16 protein-coding genes and 1 pseudogene are annotated in these 19,364 nt (G+C 74.5%); 2 read left to right on the top strand and 15 right to left on the bottom strand.

The window, feature by feature from the left end:
- Positions 1-32 precede the first annotated feature (32 nt).
- Entirely contained in the window at positions 33-1,172 is a 1,140-nt protein-coding gene (locus tag IAG43_RS29190) for an acyl-CoA dehydrogenase family protein (RefSeq protein ID WP_187743653.1), read from the bottom strand.
- A gap of 89 nt (positions 1,173-1,261) precedes the next feature.
- On the opposite strand from IAG43_RS29190, the gene IAG43_RS29195 reads away from it, so the two are divergent.
- Positions 1,262-1,888, top strand: coding sequence for a TetR/AcrR family transcriptional regulator (locus IAG43_RS29195; RefSeq protein ID WP_187743654.1), 627 nt, complete (start codon positions 1,262-1,264; stop codon positions 1,886-1,888).
- Between the two features lie 59 nt (positions 1,889-1,947).
- On the opposite strand, the gene IAG43_RS29200 is transcribed toward IAG43_RS29195, so the two are convergent.
- On the bottom strand, positions 1,948-3,465 hold the full coding sequence (locus tag IAG43_RS29200; RefSeq protein WP_187743655.1) for an aldehyde dehydrogenase family protein: 1,518 nt from the start codon (positions 3,463-3,465) through the stop codon (positions 1,948-1,950).
- Between the two features lie 320 nt (positions 3,466-3,785).
- On the opposite strand from IAG43_RS29200, the gene IAG43_RS29205 reads away from it, so the two are divergent.
- Positions 3,786-4,505 (top strand): phosphatase PAP2 family protein, encoded by a 720-nt coding sequence (locus tag IAG43_RS29205; RefSeq protein ID WP_187743656.1) that lies wholly within the window; start codon positions 3,786-3,788, stop codon positions 4,503-4,505.
- 220 nt (positions 4,506-4,725) lie between these two features.
- Here IAG43_RS29205 and IAG43_RS29210 read toward each other — a convergent pair whose 3' ends face one another.
- The 13 genes and pseudogenes from IAG43_RS29210 to IAG43_RS29270 form a co-directional block, all read right to left on the bottom strand.
- A complete protein-coding gene (locus IAG43_RS29210) occupies positions 4,726-6,051 on the bottom strand; it encodes a glutamate-1-semialdehyde 2,1-aminomutase (RefSeq protein ID WP_187743657.1) in 1,326 nt (441 codons plus the stop codon).
- Between the two features lie 7 nt (positions 6,052-6,058).
- Positions 6,059-6,610: a dTDP-4-dehydrorhamnose 3,5-epimerase family protein gene (locus IAG43_RS29215; protein WP_187743658.1), complete on the bottom strand. Its 552-nt coding sequence runs from the start codon at positions 6,608-6,610 to the stop codon at positions 6,059-6,061.
- On the bottom strand, positions 6,607-7,836 hold the full coding sequence (locus tag IAG43_RS29220) for a polysaccharide pyruvyl transferase family protein (RefSeq protein WP_187743659.1): 1,230 nt from the start codon (positions 7,834-7,836) through the stop codon (positions 6,607-6,609). Before IAG43_RS29220 ends, IAG43_RS29215 begins: the two co-directional genes overlap by 4 nt.
- Complete coding sequence (locus IAG43_RS29225) at positions 7,833-8,780, bottom strand: glycosyltransferase family 2 protein (protein WP_187743660.1); 948 nt, start codon at positions 8,778-8,780, stop codon at positions 7,833-7,835. Before IAG43_RS29225 ends, IAG43_RS29220 begins: the two co-directional genes overlap by 4 nt.
- Positions 8,781-8,787: 7 nt before the next feature.
- Entirely contained in the window at positions 8,788-10,125 is a 1,338-nt protein-coding gene (locus IAG43_RS29230; protein ID WP_246574610.1) for an MATE family efflux transporter, read from the bottom strand.
- A 5-nt stretch (positions 10,126-10,130) separates the two neighbouring features.
- On the bottom strand, positions 10,131-11,384 hold the full coding sequence (locus tag IAG43_RS29235) for a DUF4910 domain-containing protein (protein WP_187744700.1): 1,254 nt from the start codon (positions 11,382-11,384) through the stop codon (positions 10,131-10,133).
- 17 nt (positions 11,385-11,401) lie between these two features.
- Entirely contained in the window at positions 11,402-12,427 is a 1,026-nt protein-coding gene (locus IAG43_RS29240) for an NAD-dependent epimerase/dehydratase family protein (RefSeq protein WP_187743661.1), read from the bottom strand.
- 3 nt (positions 12,428-12,430) lie between these two features.
- Positions 12,431-13,078 (bottom strand): PIG-L deacetylase family protein, encoded by a 648-nt coding sequence (locus IAG43_RS29245; RefSeq protein WP_187743662.1) that lies wholly within the window; start codon positions 13,076-13,078, stop codon positions 12,431-12,433.
- Positions 13,075-13,872: a sugar phosphate nucleotidyltransferase gene (locus IAG43_RS29250; RefSeq protein WP_187743663.1), complete on the bottom strand. Its 798-nt coding sequence runs from the start codon at positions 13,870-13,872 to the stop codon at positions 13,075-13,077. The genes IAG43_RS29245 and IAG43_RS29250 overlap by 4 nt, the downstream gene beginning before the upstream one ends.
- Positions 13,869-15,104 carry a class I SAM-dependent methyltransferase gene (locus tag IAG43_RS29255; protein WP_187743664.1) on the bottom strand — a complete coding sequence of 412 codons (1,236 nt, stop codon included), beginning with the start codon at positions 15,102-15,104 and terminating at the stop codon, positions 13,869-13,871. Before IAG43_RS29255 ends, IAG43_RS29250 begins: the two co-directional genes overlap by 4 nt.
- Positions 15,101-16,375, bottom strand: a complete 1,275-nt coding sequence (locus IAG43_RS29260) for a glycosyltransferase (protein WP_187743665.1) — start codon at positions 16,373-16,375, stop codon at positions 15,101-15,103. Before IAG43_RS29260 ends, IAG43_RS29255 begins: the two co-directional genes overlap by 4 nt.
- 235 nt (positions 16,376-16,610) lie before the next feature.
- Positions 16,611-17,828, bottom strand: a pseudogene (locus IAG43_RS29265) (O-antigen ligase domain-containing protein); the annotation flags it as partial.
- Position 17,829: 1 nt separating this feature from the next.
- Positions 17,830-19,362, bottom strand: coding sequence for a right-handed parallel beta-helix repeat-containing protein (locus IAG43_RS29270; protein WP_425508627.1), 1,533 nt, complete (start codon positions 19,360-19,362; stop codon positions 17,830-17,832).
- Positions 19,363-19,364 lie beyond the last annotated feature (2 nt).

Raw genomic sequence — 19,364 nt, forward strand, 5'->3', positions numbered from 1 at the left:
CGGGGCGTGCGGCCGGCCGGTGCGGCGGAGCCTCAGAGGCCGTAGGTCTTGCCGATGACGTCCCGCTGGATCTCGCTCGTCCCGCCGTAGACGGTGGACACCACGGCGGCCCGCAGGTGCCGCTCCATGTCGAACTCCGTGCTGTAGCCGTAGCCGCCCATCATCTGCATGCCCTCCAGGGCCGTGCGCTTGGCGAGCTCGGTCGCCTTCAGCTTGGCCATGGACGCCTCGCGCGGGAACAGCTTGTCCGGCTGCGCGTCGCAGTCCAGCGCGGTCTCCCGTACCAGCAGGCGGGTGCACTCGATCTCGGTGGCCAGGTCCGCGATCCGGTGCCGCAGCGCCTGGAAGGAGCCGACGGGCCGGCCGAACTGCTCCCGTTCGCGGACGAAGGCGAGCGCGTCGTCGAAGGCACGCCGCGCGAGGCCCAGCATGTTGGCGGCCAGGAAGAGCCGCTCGTGGTTGAGCCCGGCCATCAGCTGCGGCCAGCCCGCGCCCACTTTGCCGACGACGGCGTCCGCGGGCAGCCGTACGCCGGTGAGGTAGACGTCGTTGACCTCCCGTCCGCCCATGGTGTCGATGCGGCGCGTCTCGACCCCCGGTGTGCCGGCGGGCAGATGGAACATGGTCAGACCGCCGTGCTTGTCCTCGCCGGTCCGTGCCACCAGGAGGATGTGCTTCGCGCAGTGCGCGTTGGAGATCCAGGTCTTCTGGCCGTCGACGACCCAGCTGCCGTCGGCCTCCCGCAGCGCCGCGCAGCGCAGCGCCCCCACGTCGGACCCCGCGCCCGGCTCCGACATGGCGATGGCCAGCACCTCGCCGCGCACGGCCGCGGACAGCGCCTCGCGCCGCTGCTGCTCGCTGCCGAACTTCTCGTACGCCTTCGCGGCGATGACCGTGGTGACGAAGCCGCCGGCCGGGACCATCCCGTACGAGGTCTCCTCCAGGAAGAGGCAGGCGTCGGCGAGGCCGCCTCCCGCGCCCCCGTACTCCTCGGGCAGGCACACCCCGAGCCAGCCCAGATCGGCGAGCCTGCCGTAGAGCTCGGGGTGGTGGGCCTCGCGGCCGCCCGAGGTCAGCGCGGAACGCTGCTCCCGGGTGCCGCACTCCCGTTTGGCGAAATCGCGGACGGCCGCGACGAAATCGGCCTGTTCTTCGGTGAGGCGACTGCCCATCAGGTCCTCCGGGGATCGTGTCGCGTTACGAAGTAATGATAGGCGTATCACCGTCTCTTCGGGAGGTGTTCGCCGGTATCGTGAACGCCATGAGAACCGACACGAACGACCCCGGCCTCGAACGGGCCGCCGCCCGCTCCGGGACGGAGGACCCGACGGCGCGGCGCATCCTCGACGCCGCGCTGGAGCAGTTCACCCTGCTCGGTCTGCGCCGCTCCTCCGTGGACGACGTCGCCAAGACCGCCGGAGTCTCCCGCGTCACCGTGTTCCGGCGCTTCCAGACCAAGGACAAGCTGGTCGAGGCGACTCTGCTGCGCGAGCTCGACCGCTTCTTCGAGCGGCTCGACGCGGCCGTCGCCGCCCTGCCGACCATGGAGGAGCGGGTCGTCGAGGGCTTCGTGGTCGCCCTGCGCCACACCCGCGCCCATCCGCTCTTCGGCGGGCTGCTCCGCCTCGAACCCGAGGTCGTGCTGCCCTACCTGACCGTGCAGGGCGGCTTCTCGCTCTCCGCCACCGTCAACTACCTGACCGCCCATCTGCGCCGCGCCCAGCAGGCCGAGGGCCGCCCCGACGAGGACCCGCGGCCCGTCGCCGAGCTCATGGTGCGGGTCGCGGTCTCCTTCCTCCTCAACCCCGCCAGTTGCATCGAGATGGAGGACGAGGACCAGGCGCGGGCCTTCGCCCGCCGCTACCTGGCCCCGCTGCTGGACGCCTGACCGGCCGGGACCCTCCCGCCCGCGGGAGAGTCCCGGCCCGGCGGGGGCCGCCCGGCCGCTCAGCGCCGCCGGTGCAGCGCGCGGGCCATGCGCACCGCGCGCTCCCGTGCGGCGGCCGGCACCTCGAAGGAGGTCAGGGCGATCGGCGGGGTGAACCGCTGCACGGTCACCGACTGCACGGCGGTGAAGGCCCGCAGCCCCTCCTCGCCGTGGATCCGTCCGAAGCCGGAGTCCTGCGACCCGCCGAACGGCAGCGCCGGCACCGCGGCGAAGCCCAGCACGGAGTTCACCGACACGGCCCCCGCCCGCAGCCGCGCCGCTATCGCCGCACCGGCCCGTCCGCCGCCGCAGAAGACGGCCGCGCCCAGGGCGTAGCGCGAGGCGTTGGCCCGCCGGACCGCCTCGTCCACGTCGGCCACCGCGTTGACCGCCACGACCGGCCCGAACGTCTCCTCCGTCATCGCCGGCGCGTCCTCCGGGACGTCCGCCAGCACCACCGGCGCGACGTACGGGGGGCGCACCGCGTCCGGGCCGCCCAGCAGGGCCCGGGCCCCCGCCGAGACCGCGCCGGTCACATGCCGCTCGACCACCGCGACCTGCCCCGCCATCGTCATCGGCCCGTAGGCGGCGTCCGGCCCCGCGCCGGTGCGCAGCGCCCCGGCACGCGCGACCACGCGCTCGCACAGCTCGGCGTGGATCTCCCGCACGGCGTAGACCCGTTCGACGCCGGCGCACGTCTGCCCGGCGTTGCTCAGCGCGCCCCAGACGATCGCGTCGGCCGCCGCCGACAGGTCCGCGTCCGCCGTGACGATCACCGCGTCCTTGCCGCCGCACTCGGCGAGGAACGGGGTCAGCGACTCGGCGCAGACCGCCATCACCTTGCGGGCCGTGCCCGGCGAGCCCGTGAACGCCAGCTTGTCGACGCCCGACCGGGCCAGGGCGTCCCCGGTGGACGCCGCGCCGGTGACCGTGGTCAGCAGTCCGGCGTGGCCGGGCACCGCGGCGTCGAAGATCCGGGTCAGCAGCACCGCTGTCCCCGGCGTCAGTTCGGACGGCTTGAAGACCACGCCGTTGCCCGCCGCCAGGGCGTAGCCGATGGAGCCCATCGGGGTGTACAGGGGGTAGTTCCACGGGCCGATGACCCCGACCACGCCCAGCGGCCGGTGCACCAGCGAGGCCCGCTGGTGCACGGTGAACAGCCCTGTGGCCGCCTTCCTCCTGCGCAGTACGCGCTCCGCGTTGCGGGCGGCCCAGGCCAGGTGCTCCAGTGTGAGCACGACCTCCAGCGCCGCGTCGCCGGGCGGCTTGCCGGTCTCCTCCGCGATGGTGCCGGCCACGGTGTCCAGGTCGTCGGCGAGCGCCTTCTTCCAGCGCAGCAGATGGTCGCGCCGCCGGGAGGGCGGCAGCGCCGCCCAGCCCGTCTGGGCGCCTCGGGCCCGCGTCAGGGCGCGGGCGATCGCCTCCGGCCCGTCGACCGGGTACGCGGCGATCTGCTCGCCGGTGGCGGGGGAGTGCGTGGTGAAGGCCGGGGCGTGCGGTGCGACGGCCGTGGTGGTGTCGGCTGTGCCGGAGTCCATCAGGAACCCCCCTGTGAGTCGAAGATACTGAAACTATTGAGTTGTTTCATCGGGCGTCAATACCGGGGGCGGAACAGAGGGCATGTGACGTCGCCAGGGAGCCGCCGCGGACCCCGGGCGGGACGCCGTCCGCCCCGGTCCCGCCGGGCCGTCGGACGGGGGTGGCGTTCCGTGTCCTGCGGCGAACGCCCCTGGCGACGGCCCGCGTTGGCTAGGCTGACGGAAGGGGCGACGGGTTCCCCGAGCTCGCGGCCGGGGCCCGGTCCGGCCCCGTTCGGCCGCGGTGGGGAACCGGCGCGGACACCACGGGGGGCACAGCGGTGGTCGGTTGGCGAGCACGAGCGGCGAACACCGCACCCGGCGAAGGCGGTTGTGCCCCGCGGGACGCCCGCCCGCCGCACCCCGCCCTGCTGCCCCCGCCGCACCGCTCGTGGCTCCGCACCGCCGCCGTGGCCGCCGCGCTGGTGGTCGCCGCGCTCGGCCTCCTGTACGCGGGCTCCGGCGCTCCCGGCACGGTGGACGCGTGGATCGCGTCGGCCGTGTACGCCGAGGAGGGGTCCGCGAGGAGCGCGGCGCTCGCCACGGACTTCCTCGGGGAGCCCGTGGGCGCGGCCGTGCTGGTCGCGGCCGCGGTGACGGTGTGCCTGCTGCGCCGGCGGCCCCGTGCGGCGGTGCTCGCGGTGGCCGGCCCCGGCGCGGCCGTGGCCGTGACGAAACTGCTCAAGCCCCTGGTGGGACGCACCATCCATGACGGGCACCTGTCCTACCCGAGCGGGCACACCGCCTTCCTCACGGCACTCGCCGTCGTGGTGGCCCTGCTGGCCGCCGGCCGGCCCGGCACCGGCAGGGGGCGCGGCACCGCGCTCCTGGCCGGCGCGGCGGTGGCCGCCGGGGCGGCCATGGGGTGGGCCCAGGTCGCGCTGGGCGCGCACTACGCGACCGACGCCGCCGGCGGCTGGTGCACCGCACTGGCGGTCGTCCCGGCGACCGCGTGGCTGCTCGACCGCATGGCGTCCGCCGGCCGGCGCGGGCGCGCCTGACGCGACGCCACGGCTCACTCCGGCGGGCAAAGTTCCCAGGCATCGGCGCGAGCGGCGCCCGGCCTGCGCCCGGTCCGCGCCCCCGGCCGCCGGGTCGCGCCCCGGGGTGCGCGTCCGTGTGATGTCGCGTCACCGGTCCTGTGGCGTTCCCCGTGTGACGCGGGGGCACCTGCCTGGCCCGCCGCGGGCGCGGCGAGCCCCGCCCCCGCCCCCGCGAGGTTCACACGGTGCGGCGGAACACCGGTTTCACCGGCCGGCCCCCGGTCCACGGAGTGGGGTCTCCGGCGTCCAGCGCCTTCCGGTACACCGTGCAGGCTTCGGCCACCACGTCGACGGTGTGGGCGATGTCGGCCTCGTCGAGCGCGGCGCTCACCACGAAGGACGGTGCCAGCACGCCGCCCGCCAGCAGGTGGCGGAGGAAGAGGGTGCGGTACTCCTGCGACGGCTGCCCGGCCTCGTCGAGCGTCGCGAAGACCAGGTTGCTGGCCCGGCCCCGCACGAGGAGGTGCTCGCCGACCCCCGCGCTCGCCGCGGCGTTGCGCACCCCGGCGGCGAGCCGCTCGCCGAGGGCGTGCAGCCGGGCGGTGACGCCCTCCTCGGTGTAGACGGTCTGCACGGCCATCGCCGCCGCGAGGGTGTGGGTCTCCGCCCCGTGGGTGGTGGACAGCAGGAAGACCCGCTCACCGGAGTGCCGCAGCCCGCCGAGTTCCATCAGCTCGCGGCGCCCGGCGAGGGCGGAGACGGCGAAGCCGTTGCCGAGCGCCTTGCCGAAGGTGGAGAGGTCGGGGACGACTCCGTACAGGCCCTGCGCGCCGGCCTCGGACCAGCGGAACCCGGTGATCATCTCGTCGAAGACGAGCACGCAGCCGTGCCGGTCGGCCAGTTCGCGCAGTCCCGCGAGATATCCCGGCGGCGGCTCGCTGTGGGTGGCCGGTTCGAGGATCAGGCAGGCGACCTCGCCCGCGTACCGGGTGAGCACCGCCTCGGCGGCGGCCAGGTCGCCGTAGGGGAAGGAGACGGTGAGTTCGTTGGTGGCGTCCGGGATGCCCGCGGACATCGGCGTGGTGCCGATGAACCAGTCGTCGGTGGAGAAGAACGGGTGGTCGGCGCAGACCGCCACCCGCGAACGCCCGGTGGCGGCACGCGCGAGGCGCACCGCCGCCGTGGTCGCGTCGGACCCGTTCTTGGCGAACTTCACCATCTCGGCGGTCGGCACCGTGGCGAGGAAGCGCTCCGCGGCCTCGATCTCCACGACCGACGGGCGGACGAAGTTGCCGCCCGTGCCCAGCCGGCGCCGCACCGCCTCGGTCACCCGGGGGTGCGCGTGGCCGAGGCTCACCGACCGCAGGCCGGAGCCGTACTCGACGTACCGGTTGCCGTCGACGTCCCACACATGGGCGCCCAGGCCGTGGTCGATGACCGGTGCCAGGCCCTCGGGGTACTGGTCGTCGCCCTTGGCGTAGGTGTGCGCGCCCCCGGGGACCAGGGCGTGCAGCCGTTCGTTGGCCGCCCGTGACCGGGGGAGGCGGAACTCCTCGGTGTCCACGCTGTCGTCACCCTTCCCTGCGCTGGAGGACCTCGGCGAGGCTCGGCGCCTTGCGGTCCCGTTCGGACGTCGACGCGGCCGGCAGCGGCCACGGGATGGCGAGCTCCGGATCGTCGAAGGCGATCGTCACGTCCTCGGCCGGGTCGTGCGGACGGTCGATCCGGTACGAGGTGTCGGCGGTCCCGGTCAGCGCCTGGAACCCGTGGGCGCATCCCGCCGGGATGTACAGCGTCGTCTGCGTCTCGCCGGACAGTTCGAAGAAGGCCCGGCCGAGGTAGGTCGGCGAGCCGGCCCGCAGGTCCACCACGACGTCGAAGATCCGCCCGTACGAGCAGCGCACCAGCTTGGCCTCCCCGGCGCCCGAGCGCAGGTGCAGGCCGCGCAGCACGCCCCGGGCGGAGCGGGACAGGCTGTCCTGGACGAAGGCGTCCGGGTCGATGCCCACCGAGCGGACCACCTCGGCGTCGAAGGTGCGGCAGAAGAAGCCGCGTTCGTCGGCGTGCGGGGTCGGTTCGAAGAGGTACGCCCCGGCGATGGCCGGGACCGGGGTCGCCTTCACGAGGCCTCCTGAGGGGTGCGGGGAGCGGATGCGCGGCCGGCCGCCGGGAACAGGGCGGCGCTCAGGGCGGTCAGATGGCCGTCGAGTTCGCGGGCGGCGGCCCGGTTGCGTTCGGCGAGGGTGCGCCGGACCTGGTCCGACCGGCGCTCCAGCTCCCGGAACTGCTCCAGCAGCCGGCCGGCGTCCACCTCGCGCGCCGGATGGCAGTACGCGCCGAGCCCCATCCGGGCCATCAGCGCGTCGCTCTTCGCCGCGTAGCTCAGCGCCAGCGTCGGGGTGCCCGACTTCAGTGCGCAGACCAGGTTGTGGTAGCGGGTCGCCACCACGGTGCCGGCGGCCGCGGTCTCCTCCATCAGGCCGGCGAGCGAGTCCGCCTCCGCGGCGGTGACCAGCGGGGAGTCCACCGCGGCGAGGATCGCGTCGACCACCGCGGCGTCGCAGGCGTCGCCGGTGAGCAGCCGGACCCGCCGGCCGTCCTCGGCCAGCGCGCGGACGAAGCGGGTCGTCCCGTCGAGGTAGCGCCGGTGGATCTCCCCGGCCAGCGCGCGGTCGTCGTCGCCGCCGTGGAAGTCCATGACACCGACGCAGACGGTGCCCTCCGTGCCACCGGAGGCCGCGGCCGCCGGGGGAGCGGGCAGGGCGAAGGCGAGGTCCGGGTGGACGGCGTCGCGGGAGGTGTCCACGCCCATCGCCCGGATCGCGTCGCGGGACTGCTCGTCCCGGTACGACCTGTGGGCGGCCAGCCGCGCCGACCAGCGCACCAGCGCCCGCGTCGGGCGGCTGCCGATCGGCGCCGCGCCGACACCGACCAGCGCCACCCCGGTGCCGAACAGCCGCCCGCTCGCGCAGAGCAGGAACAGCGCGTACGGGAAGCCCCACGGCCGCAGCGGCAGGGTGGCCTCCAGGACGCCCATGCCCGGCACGATCACCACGTCGTGCCGCCGCACCCAGGCGGCCGTGCGGAAGGCGTCGACGAACTTGCCCGCCCCCTTCGCCGCCATCGCACGCGCCCGGGAGGCCGTCCGGTACTCGCCGCGGTACCAGTGCAGCCGCGTCGCGGGGACGCCGTAGCGGGCCGTGACGGTCTCGGGGCCGCCGCACATCGCGTCGACCCGCGCCTCGGGGTGCTCGGCCCGCAGGTACCGGAGCACGGCCTCCAGCGAGCCGTCGTTGCCGAGGTTGCCGGAGCCGAGCAGGCCGAACACCCCCACGCGGACGGCGCTCACGCGCGCCTGCCCTCGCGGCCGGCGACGAGGGCGTCGACGGAGACGGTGAGCCGCGCCGGGTCGGCGGGGGCCCGGTCCTCGACCCGTTCGCCCGCCCCCGGGCGGATCCGGCTCGTCATCCACGCGGCCAGATGGCGCCGGCACTCCCGCCGGTCGGCGGGCGAGAGCGGCGCCCGCCGGATCGCCGAGGCGAAGCCCCAGACGTACTCGGCGAGCAGCCGGGGCGTCGGGTGCAGCGGGCCCGCCCGGCGCGGGTCCAGGTTGACGCAGCGGGAGCGCTTGGACGGGTTCGCCCGCTCGGCCCTGGTCGGGTGGTCGCGGCGGAAGTACAGCAGTTCCGGCACCTGGTGGAAGGGCCCGTGCAGGGTGATCTCGGCGACGAAGGTGCGGTCGGCATGGTGGTAGCTGTCGTGCGGCTTCACGCGGCGCAGCACATCGGCCCGCATCACCCCGTAGAAGTCGTCGCCGCCGGGCTCGAACAGCAGGCTGCGGAACCGTTCGGGGGCGTGCGGGGAGTCGGTGGCGAGCCCGTACGCGTACTCCACCTTCACCCGGCCGTCGCCGTCGACGACGGCCTGCCCTGAGTGGGCGAGGATCGTCTCCGGCCGCTCGTCCAGCGCCTCGACGCAGCGGCGCAGCAGGTCCCTGGCGTACAGGTCGTCGTGCGAGGCCCATTTGAACAGTTCGCCGCGGCACTCGGTGAAGACGAGATTGTGGTTGGGCGCGGCGCCGATGTTCCGGGGCAGCCGGATGTAGCGGATGCGCGGGTCGCGGGCGGCGTACCGGCGGCAGATGTCCTCGGTGCCGTCGGTCGACGCGTTGTCGGAGACGACCAGTTCGAAGTCCTCGTAGGTCTGGCCGAGCAGGGCGTCGAACGATTCGGCCAGGTACTCCTCGCCGTTGTAGACGGGCAGGCCGATGCTCAGCCTGGGACGGTCGGTCATGGCGTCCTCACTTCGGGGATGGTTTCCTTGCGTCGCCCGCGGCGTCCGGGGCGGTCTCCGCGCCGGCGGCCGGGACGGGTCGGGTCCGGTGCTCGCGCAGGGCGGCCCTCAGCTGGAGCCACCACACGGCCGATCCGCAGACGGTCGCGGCGGCGACGCCCCAGGCCGAGCCGGCCGTGCCGCCCGCGGCGGCGCCGCCGAGACCGCCGGTGACGTAGCAGGCGGACGAGAAGAGCTGGCTGCGCAGACTGCGGCGGGCCGCGCCGAGCGCCCGCAGCCCGGCCGCCGCGCCGGTGCCGAGGCCGGCGCCCGCGACGCCGACGGTGACGGGCACGACGAGCGCGGACGCGCCGGCCCACACGTCGCCGAGCACGAACGCGCCCGCCCGGTCGGGCACCAGCAGCAGTGCCGCGCCCCACAGCAGCGCGGCGGCGGCCTGGCCGGCGCCGAGGAGCAGGCAGAACCTGCCGAGCCGGTGCGGGGCCCGCCGCACCACCCGGGCCGCCTCGGCCACGGTGACCAGGGAGAGCCCCATCAGCAGGGCGAGGAACGGCCCGAGGAGGAGTTCGGCGCCCCGGATCACGCCCACCGCGCCGACCCCGGCGATCGCGCCGAGGCCGTACGCCCGCAACTGGCTCGCGCCGCTGTTGCTGACGTTCTCGACGAGGTAGCGGTAGCCGAGGTCGCGGTGCGCGTGCAGCCAGGCCCGCGCACCGCCCGCCCGGGGCCGGATGCCGGACTGGACGCAGCCGTACACCGCGGCCACCGCTGCGGAGCCGCCCCAGGCGAGCACGAAGGCGGCCACACTGCCCACCCGGGCGGCCACCACCATCGCGGGGATCAGCGCGACGCCCCACACGACGTCGTTGACGAACGCCTTCCGCCCGGCGCCCGCGGCGAAGAACGCGTACCGCCAGGCGTCCTGGAGCAGCAGCCCCGGCAGGACCACGGCGAGGCAGGCGAACGCGGGACCCACGGTGCCCCCGACGGCGAGCCCCGCCGCCAGGCACACCGCGCCGACGGCGGCGCCGGTGCACAGCGCCGTGCCCGAGGACCGGGCCACCGCCCCCCGCCAGGCGGTGTCGGACACACCGCTGAAGCGCACCACGAGGGGGTCGGTGGCGAGGCCCCGGGAGACGTTGAGCACCACGCCGTAGGTCACCCAGGCCAGGCTGAACACACCGAAGGCGGCGAGCCCCAGGGAGCGCGCCACGTAGATGCCCACCGCGAAGTTGGTCATGCTGGAGGCCGCCTGGTCGGCCAGCCCCCAGGACAGCCGGCCGGCGACGGCCCGGCGGGTGCTGTGCCCGCCGCCGCCCGCCGTCGCCTCCCTCCGGGTGGTCATCCGCGTCACGCCTTGACCAGTCCGGCGCCGTGCAGGGCGCCGGCCGCCGCCGCGACGGTGTCGAACGGCAGACCGGAGCGCTCGGCGACGTCCAGCAGACCGTGCTCGCCGTCGGCGAGGCTGAGCACCCACAACATGGCCATCTGGGCCTCCTTGGCGTCGCTGCGCCCGCCGAGCGCGTCGTACAGCCCGCGCCGGCCCAACTGCGGTTCGCCGTACGGGCTGAGATTGACGTAGCGCCGGTTGCGGTCCAGCACCGAGAACGCCTCGCGGCACACCGCGAGGGTGTCCTCCAGCGCCGTGGGACAGACGAAGTCCGGGTCGTCCCCCGAGGTGTGGTACTCGGGATAGCCGGCGTACGGGGTGCGGCTGAGCGAGCCAACCCCGAGGTCGAACCCGGGCGAGCAGAACTGCCGCTCGTCGTAGCCGTACGGGGTGAACTCCGTGATGCGGTGCGGGCGTCCGGAGGTCTCCAGCACATGGCGCAGCACCCGGTCGATCTCCGCGTCGCCGCGCCTGCTCCGCTTGTACGTCAGGCTGCCCCGGTCGCCCGCGCAGGCCAGCACCAGGCCGTGCTCGACCCGGTCGATCCGCTCCGCGTTGCGGGCCAGCCAGGTGATCGCCCCGATGGTGCCGGGCGCGAAGAGGAAGCGGTACGTGTAGTGGGGCGTCCGCTCCGCCAGTGCCCGGGCGAGGAACACCGCCACCGCGACGCCGGCCAGGTTGTCGTTGGCCAGCGACGGGTGGCAGACGTGGCAGGAGACGATGACCTCCTCGGCGACCTGCCCGGGGACGACGTGCTCGGCGTAGGTGAGATGGCCGTCGGCGAGGGTGGAGTCGATGCGCACCTCGTACTCGCCGTCCGGCATCGCGTCCAGGGTCTCCTGGGACAGGCAGAAGCCCCAGTCGGGTTTCCAGTAGCTGGTGCGGTACGGCACCAGGGACGGCTGCCCGGGCAGTGTGTGCAGGTGCGGGCGGAGTTCGGCCAGCGGCATGGTCGCCGACACGGGCACGCTGTAGCCGAGCACGTGCAGGCTGGACGCGGCGAAGTCGACGACCCGGCGGCCCGTGGCGTCGGCGATGTACGCGTCCCGGATGTTCCACTCCCGGGGCACCGTCCAGTCGAGCACCTCGGTGCCGGTCGGCACCTCGTGCATCCGCAGCGGGATGTACTCGTCGACGATTGCGAGGGTGGCGCGCACCCCGTCGCCGGTGATGCTCCGGCAGAGCGGGTACAGCCGCTCCACCAGCGCGTGCATCTCCTCGCCGGGCGTGGTCACCGGCGCCGCCGCAGGGTGTCGTCGACGGTGCCGGCCGCGGACGCCGCGCGGAGCACGGCGAGCCGGGTGAAGCGCTGCTCGAAGTCCTCGCGGCTCAGGCCGTGTCCGCGGTAGGCGTCGGCGAGTTCGAGGGCTCCCTGCTTCACCGTCCACTCGCAGTCGAATCCGGGTATCGCGGCGCGGAACCGGGAGAAGTCCACCCGGTAGGAGCGCGGGTCGGCGCCGTTCTCGCCGGTGATCACCACCTCGGAGCCGGGCACCGCCTCGGCGACCTGGTGGGCGATCTCGGCGACGGTGACGTTGTTGGCCTCGCTGCCGATGTTGAACGCCCGGTCGTGCACCGCCTCGCGCGGCGCGTCCAGCGCGGCGGTGAAGGCCCGTGCGATGTCGGCGGCGTGCACCAGCGGACGCCAGGGCGTGCCGTCGGAGAGCACCAGCACCTCGCCGGAGAGCAGCGCGTGGCCCACCAGGTTGTTCAGCACGATGTCGGCGCGCAGCCGTGGCGAGTGGCCGAACGCGGTGGCGTTGCGCATGTACACCGGGGTGAAGCCGTCGTCGGCCAGCTCGTGGAGGTCGTCCTCGACCCGCACCTTGGACTCCGCGTACGGCGTCACCGGGCGCAGCGGGGCGTCCTCGGCCACCAGGTCGTCGCCGCCGGCGGCGCCGTAGACCGAGCAGGTGGACGCGTAGAGGAACCGCCGCACGCCCGCGTCGCGGGCCAGGCGGGCGAGGCGCACGGAGGCGTGGTGGTTGATGTCGTAGGTGAGGTCGGGGGCGAGCGCGCCCAGCGGGTCGTTGGACAGCGCGGCCAGATGGATCACGGCGTCGACGCCGGCCAGGTGGCCGGGCGTCACGTCGCGCAGGTCCACCCGGGCGCCGGGCGGGTCCGCGGGCGCCGGGCCGAGCACGCAGTCGGCGAACAGGCCGGAGTCCAGGCCGGTGACCTCGTGCCCGGCGGCCGCCAGCACGGGGGCCATCACCGTGCCCAGGTATCCCTGGTGTCCGGTCAGCAGTACGCGCACAGGTCATTCCCCCAGGTCGAGAGTGAGTTTGGTGACGGCGAAGGCCTCGGCGTAGCGCGTGTGGCTCTCGATGCCGCGTATCCGGGCCAGCCCGAGGAAGGCCTCCCGGTCGTACCAGGGCCGGTGCCGCTGGGAGGCGTAGTGCGCCTCCAGCAGCGCCGCCTTGCGTTCGGCGGTCTGCGGCGTCAGCGGCTGGTACGCCACCGGACGGCCCAGGTCGCCGTCCCACTTGACGATCTCGTAGCCGAGCACGAGGTGGTCGCGGTAGGCGGTGGTCATCAGCCGCGCCAGGCCGCTGTGGTCCTGGTGGGCGTCGTCGGTGCGCGGGGAGAGGATCAGGTCCGGCTCCGTGCCCGCGCGCAGCTCCTCCACGGCGGACTTCACCTCCTCCCAGTACCCGGGCATCCGGCCGTCCGGCAGCTTGAGCACGGTCAGCCGGAGGTCGGCGCCGGGGCAGAAGGCGGCGAGTGCCGCCCGCTCCTCCCGCTCCCGCTCGCTCCCGCCGCCGGAGAGCACCAGCGCGTCGACCCGCAGGCCCGGCCGGGCTGCGCAGAGCGTCAGCAGGGTGCCGCCCGCGCCGATGGCGATGTCGTCGCAGTGCGCGCCCACGGCGACGATCCGTTCCAGGCGTCCGGCGCCCAGCCGGATCACGCGGACCCCACCGTGGCACCGTCGCGTTCCCACACGGCCCACGGGCGCTCTCCCCGGGCGTAGGCCTCGTCGAGCGCGGCACGCTCCTTCACCGTGTCGGTCGGCTTCCAGAAGCCGCGGTGCCGGTAGGCCACCAGCCGTCCCTCCTTGGCCAGCCCCGCGCAGCCGTCGGCGACGAGGTCGCCGCCCTCGGGGATGTGGTCGAAGACCTCCTGGCGGAGCACGAAGTAGCCGCCGTTCTCCCACAGCGGCAGTTCGCTCACCGGGGTGATGCCGCCCACCATGCCGTCCTCGCCCAGGTCCACGCAGTGGAACGAGGACTGCGGCGGGACGACCGTCATCGACGCCCCGGCGTCGCGCCGGCGGAAGCGGTCGATCATCTCCGGCAGCGGGGCGTCGGTGAGGACGTCGGCGTAGTTCGCGAGGAACATCTCGTCGCCGTCCAGGTGGTGCCGCACCCGGCGCAGCCGCTCGCCGATCGGGGACTCGATGCCGGTCTGGGCGAAGGTGATCGTCCAGTCCGAGATGTCGGTGGACAGCAGCTCGGTCCGCCCGCCGCGCAGCACGAAGTCGTTGGACGTCGTCTCCTCGTAGCCGAGGAAGAAGTCCTTGATGTGGTGGGCCCCGTAGCCGAGGCACAGGATGAACTCGGTGTGCCCGTAGTGCGCGTAGTAGCGCATCACGTGCCAGATCAGCGGCCGGGGGCCGACCATCGCCATCGGCTTGGGCACGTCGTCGGTGGCGCCGCTGCGCATCCGCATCCCGTAACCGCCGCAGAACAGGACGACCTTCATCGCGTGACCTCGACAATGCTCAGTTCCGGTATGGGGAAGACCAGCCGGCCGCCCCACTCGTGCACGAACGAGAGCTGCTCGACCAGCTCGTCCCGCAGGTTCCACGGCAGGACCAGGACCCAGTCCGGCCGGTCGGCGGCGATCCGCTCGGGCGGCAGGACCGGGATGCGCGTACCGGGGGTGAACCGGCCGTGCTTGTACGGGTTGCGGTCGACCGTGTACGCCAGCAGATCGGGCCGGATGCCGCAGTGGTTGAGCAGCGTGTTGCCCTTGCCCGGGGCGCCGTAGCCGACGACGGTCTCGCCGCGCTCGGCGGCGTCGATCAGGAACCGCAGCAGGTCCCGGCGAACCTTGGCCACCCGGGCGGAGAACTCCGCGTACCCGGAGAGCTCCTGGAGCCCGGCGGCCTTCTCCCGGTCCAGCACCTCGGCCACCCGGGCCGACGGCTCGCCCGCCACCTCGGCGGGACGGGCCCACAGCCGGACGGAACCGCCGTGGGTGGGCAGGAGTTCCACGTCCACGAGCGTCAGCCCGCCGCTCGCCAGCGCGCGGATCGCGGAGGCGACCGTGTAGTACTGGAAGTGCTCGTGGTAGATCGTGTCGTACTGGTTCTCCTCGATCAGGGTCAGCAGGTGCTGCACCTCGACCGACACCCAGCCGTCGTCGGCGACCAGGGCGCGCAGCCCCCGGGTGAACCCGATGACGTCGGGGATGTGCGCGTACACGTTGTTGGCGACCACCAGGTCGGCCGGACCGTGCTCGGCGCGGACCCCCGCGGCCGTGTCCGGGTCCAGGAACGCGGTGACCGTGGGCACGCCCGCGTCGCGCGCCGCGGCGCCGACGTTCACCGACGGCTCGATGCCCAGGCAGCGGATGCCGCGCTCCACCACGTGCTTCAGCAGATAGCCGTCGTTGCTCGCGACCTCGACGACGAAGGAGCCGTCGCCGAGGCCCAGCCGCTCGGCGGCACCCGCGACGAACGTGCGCGCGTGCTCCACCCACGAGGTCGAGTACGAGGAGAAGTACGCGTACTCGCTGAACGTCTCCTCCGGTGTGATCAGCGGCGGGATCTGCGCCAGCCAGCACTCGGTGCAGACCCGCAGGTGCAGCGGGTACGCCGGTTCCGGCCGGTCGAGTTCGTCCGCGGCGAGAAAGCTCTCGCACGGCGGTGTGGCCCCCAGGTCGACGACGCTCGCCGTCGCCGCCGAGCCGCAGAGTCGGCATCGTGTCATCTGCTTCCCCCATCCCGCTCGCGCGGGTGTCCCCGTCGCGAGCCCGTTCCCGTGTCCCCTGCCGGCGGCGGGCCCACCCCGCCGCCCGACCGCCCCGCGAGTGCGGTGCGGTACCCCTCCTCCAGGCGCTCCAGCCCGACGGCCGGGCTGAAGCCCTGCTCGTACCGGCGCCGGGCCGCCCGTCCCATCTCCCGGTTGGCGGCCGGATCGGCCGCGACCCGCCGCAGGCACGCGGCGAGCGAGGCGGCCTCGCCCGGCCGGTGCAGCAGACCCGTCACCCCGTCCTCCACCAGCTCGGTGAAGGCGCCGTGACCGGCGGCGACCGCCGGGACCCCGGCCGCCATCGCCTCCACGGCCACCAGGCCGAACGCCTCCATCCAGGTGGACGGAGCGACCACGGCGACCGACCGGGCGACGGCCCGCCGGCACTGCTCCGGGTCGTACAGACCCGCGAACCGGACGTCGTCCCGGCCCGCGGCCCAGGCCCTCACCTCCGGCTCCAGCGGCCCCGCGCCGGCGATCACCAGCGGCACGCCGACACCGCCGCCGGCCGCGATCTCGTCCCACGCGGCCATCAGCAGCCGTACGCCCTTGGCCTCCGCCAGGCGCCCGAGGAAGAGCAGCTGCTCCCCGCCGCCCTCGCGCGTCGCGCCCGGGTCGGGCACGAAGTTGTGCTTCACCGCGAGCCGTTCGGCCGGCATGCCGGACCGGACGAGGACGTCGCGCTGCGCCGCCGAGATGCAGAAGAACCGCTCCACACCGGACCACCAGCGCCGCCGGTTGACCGACAGGCTGACCGCCAGCGGCACCGTCGCGAGCCGGGAGTTCCGGTAGCAGCCGTGCCGGACGGCGGGCAGCGGCGTGGAGCCGACGCACGCCGTGCACGGCCGGCCGTCCCGCTGGAGGGTGCCGGGCGGGCAGACCTGCGTGTAGTTGTGCAGCGTGGCCACGGCCGGCACACCGGCGTCGGCGCAGGCCGCCAGCACCGCGGGCGACAGCAGCGGGAAGACGTTGTGGACGTGCACCACGTCCGGGCGCTCGGTGCGGAGCCTGGCGGCCAGCTCCGTGCGGACCGACGGGTTCCACGGCACCAGCAGCGGGAGCGCGGCCTTGCGCGGCAGCGGCAGACCGCCGATGTCGTCGCTGCGCCGCTCGAACAGCCCGACCCGGTGACCGGCGCCGCGCAGCAGCGCCACCTCCTGGTCGACGACGTTGTTCTCCCCGCTCGGCTGGGCGGAGGCGTAGCGGTTGTGCACCACGAGGACATGCATGGCGTCAGGTCACCTCCGGTGTACGGGGCGTGCGGGGGAGGGGGAGCCGGGTCGCGCCGGGTGCTTCCACCGGCTCCGGCGCGGCGTACCCGTCCCCGGGCTCCGGTAGGGCGTGGGCGTCCCCGGGCTCCGGCGCGGAGTACGCGTCGCGGGGTTCCGGCAGGGCGTACCCGTCGCGGGGTTCCGGCGCTCCGGGTGCCTGCCGGGGCTCCGGCGCGGCGGGTGGCCCGGGGGTCTCCCGCGCGGGCTGCGCCTCCCGCGGCCCCGGCGCGGCCGGCACCGCGTGGGCGTCCCGTGCCGCGGGCGCCGCGAGCAGGGAGGCGGCCACCGCCAGATGCAGCAGGTACGGCGAGGCGTCGCCCAGTCCCGCCTCGGTGTACGAGGCGATCGCGCAGTAGCTGATCAGGAAGATCGCGCAGGCCCTCGACAGCGACGGGGGACGCAGCAGCGCGACCCCGCCCAGGACGACGAAGACCCCGCTCACCAGCACGACACCGGTCACGCCCTGCTCGTGGTAGACGGCCAGCCAGCTGTTGTCGATCGGCAGCCCGCCGAACGACTTGTCGCCGAGGCCCACGCCGAACAGCTGCTCCGTCGCCGTCCGGGGCGCGGCCAGCAGGGCGTCCCAGACCTTGGCCCGGCCGGTCAGGCTGGTGAAGTTCTCCTGGCTCTGCCCGCGCAGGAACCACGCCCGCACCAGGGAGCCGAAGGCGACCGCGGCCACCGCGGCGCACAGCACCGCCCAGGCGAAGAAGCGCCGGGCGGCGGCGCTGGTCAGCACGAGCGAGCCGATGGCCAGCAGCAGCCCGACGAGCAGGCCGATCGTCGCCGTCCGGGTATGGGTCAGCGCGAGCAGCACCAGCGCCGGCACGACGACCGCCGCCGCGCCGCGCCGGTCGGTCCGGCGGCCGAGCAGCAGCAGGACGGCGAGCCCGGTGATCACCGCCGCGTACTGCCCGATCTGCGGCGGGGTGAGCGGCCACAGCGCGCCGACCAGCCGCCCGCCGTACAGCTCGGGCATGGCCGCGCCCGGCGACAGGAGCGCGCCCGCGGCCACCGAGCACAGGACCGCGAAGTACATCCGGATGTGGTGCCGGACGAACGCCGTCCCGCCGTCCCACCACCGGCTGAGCAGCCACAGCGTGGCGACGAAGAGGCAGAGGCGGGCGCAGCGGAACAGCGCGCCGAAGCCGGACTCCAGGTGCACGCTGGACAGCACGCTCGGCACCAGCAGCAGGGTGAGCAGGAAGACGTAGGCGCCCGGTCGCACCCGCAGCCGGAGATTGACGGCGAGGGCCAGTGTGAACGCCGCCACCAGCGCGCCCATCGTGACCATCTGGATCAGGGAGCGCGGCAGCGGGACGATGGTCTGCGCCCCGGCGGAGCCGAGGGTGTTGAGGATCAGCAGTCCCCAGGCCGCCCCGACGGCCCCCGGTGTGCGGTCGGCGGTCATCTCACCCACCGTCCCGTGCGCGGAAGGTGCTGCCCGCGTCCTGCTGGTACGGCGTGCCCTGCCACTGCCCGGGGTCGAGCGTCCGGCTCGGGTCGTGGGCGACGAACGTCCACGGGCCGACGTAGTCGTTGTCCCAGAAGCGGTTGTCCTGCTCGCGGGTGATCGCCCGCGCCACCCGCTCGCCCTGGTACGGCGACCAGTCGGGATAGGTGCCGTAGTTGGCGAGCACCGCCATCCGGTCGCACCGGACCGTGCAGGGGACGACGGACGTGTCGAGCGCGAACCGGTTGCCGTGGACGTCCACCCGCTGGGTCTTCCACCGGCAGTCGTCGTAGAGCGGTGCGGTCGCGATCCCCGGCTGGGCGCAGCGTGCGGTGTCCGCCACGAGCAGCGTGCAGTGGCCGGACGAGGTGTTGGCCGGGCTGTTGCAGAAGCGGTCGGCGTTCTCCCACAGGGTGATCCCGGACCAGTTGTCCTCCAGCACGTTGCGGTGGATGTCGATCCTGTCCGTGCGCGCCGGGATGCGGGGCTCGCCGCCGGACTCGGAGACGTAGACGGTCCCGAACGGGAAGGTGTCGCCGCGGTCCGCGTAGCGCCGGCCCTCGACCCAGTTGTTCCGCCGGATGGTGTTGGCGCGGATCACCGCGTTGTAGCTGGTCTCGTAGATCAGCGCGGCACCGTCGTTGGACTCCAGGAGGTTGCCCTCGATGCGGAAGTCGTTGTTGTTGGTGTCCGCCCACAGCCCGGCGCCGCGGTTGTCGTGCACCCAGTTGCCCCGCACGTCGGCACCGTCCACGGCCCAGAACTTGACGCCGCCGGTGCAGCCGCAGCCCGGCCGCCGCCGCTCCCAGTCGTCCGTGTTGTTGCCCGTGATCTCGTTGCCCTCGACCACCAGGCCGGTGATCCGCCCCTCGGCCTTGTACGCGTTCATCCCGTACTGGCCGTTGGCGCGGAGGCAGTTGGCGCGCACCCGCTGGCCGGCGCCGGCCATCAGCCCGGCGCCGGAGTTGTGCTGGACCGTGCTGTGCTCGATCGTCCAGCCGTCGGCGGAGTCGTGGTTGACCACGCCCTCGTCGTGCGGCGCGACGAAGCCCTGCACGGTCAGATGGCGGACGGTGACGTCGCGGGCGGCGCCGCCGAAGGCGTACTGGTTGGTCCGCCGGCCGTCCAGCACCGCGCCCGGGGCGCCGACGTAGCTGTTCCCCTCCTTCGGGACGACCTGCGCGAAGCGGTCCCGCGGCAGGGTGTGGACGCCGGGCCGGAGCCAGAAGACGGTGCGCGGGGGGCTGTTCCTGGTCTTGACGGCCAGGTCGCCGGTGACGGTGGGGTCGACCGTCACCGCGCCCGGCGGCGCGGTCGCCGGCCCGGGCGCGGGCGCGGCGCACACCCGCGCCGCGGACGGGGCCGGGGCGGCGTCCTTCCCCCGGGGGGCGTCCGGCGCGCTCTCGCAGCCGGTCGCCGCCACCAGGGCGAGCAGCACCAGCGTCGCCGCCGGCGACACCGTGCGCCGCCACCCGATCCCCGTGCGTCCCACCT

It is taken from the genome of Streptomyces genisteinicus (assembly GCF_014489615.1).
Lineage (GTDB): Bacteria > Actinomycetota > Actinomycetes > Streptomycetales > Streptomycetaceae > Streptomyces > Streptomyces genisteinicus.

What these genes read in the sequence shown, in the direction of transcription:
- IAG43_RS29190 (WP_187743653.1), bottom strand. Translation starts at nt 1,172, where the DNA reads ATGGGCAGTCGCCTCACCGAAGAACAGGCCGATTTCGTCGCGGCCGTC.
- IAG43_RS29195 (WP_187743654.1), top strand. Translation starts at nt 1,262, where the DNA reads ATGAGAACCGACACGAACGACCCCGGCCTCGAACGGGCCGCCGCCCGC.
- IAG43_RS29200 (WP_187743655.1), bottom strand. Translation starts at nt 3,465, where the DNA reads ATGGACTCCGGCACAGCCGACACCACCACGGCCGTCGCACCGCACGCC.
- IAG43_RS29225 (WP_187743660.1), bottom strand. Translation starts at nt 8,780, where the DNA reads ATGACCGACCGTCCCAGGCTGAGCATCGGCCTGCCCGTCTACAACGGC.
- IAG43_RS29230 (WP_246574610.1), bottom strand. Translation starts at nt 10,125, where the DNA reads ATGACCACCCGGAGGGAGGCGACGGCGGGCGGCGGCGGGCACAGCACC.
- IAG43_RS29235 (WP_187744700.1), bottom strand. Translation starts at nt 11,384, where the DNA reads ATGCACGCGCTGGTGGAGCGGCTGTACCCGCTCTGCCGGAGCATCACC.
- IAG43_RS29250 (WP_187743663.1), bottom strand. Translation starts at nt 13,872, where the DNA reads ATGAAGGTCGTCCTGTTCTGCGGCGGTTACGGGATGCGGATGCGCAGC.
- IAG43_RS29255 (WP_187743664.1), bottom strand. Translation starts at nt 15,104, where the DNA reads ATGACACGATGCCGACTCTGCGGCTCGGCGGCGACGGCGAGCGTCGTC.
- IAG43_RS29260 (WP_187743665.1), bottom strand. Translation starts at nt 16,375, where the DNA reads ATGCATGTCCTCGTGGTGCACAACCGCTACGCCTCCGCCCAGCCGAGC.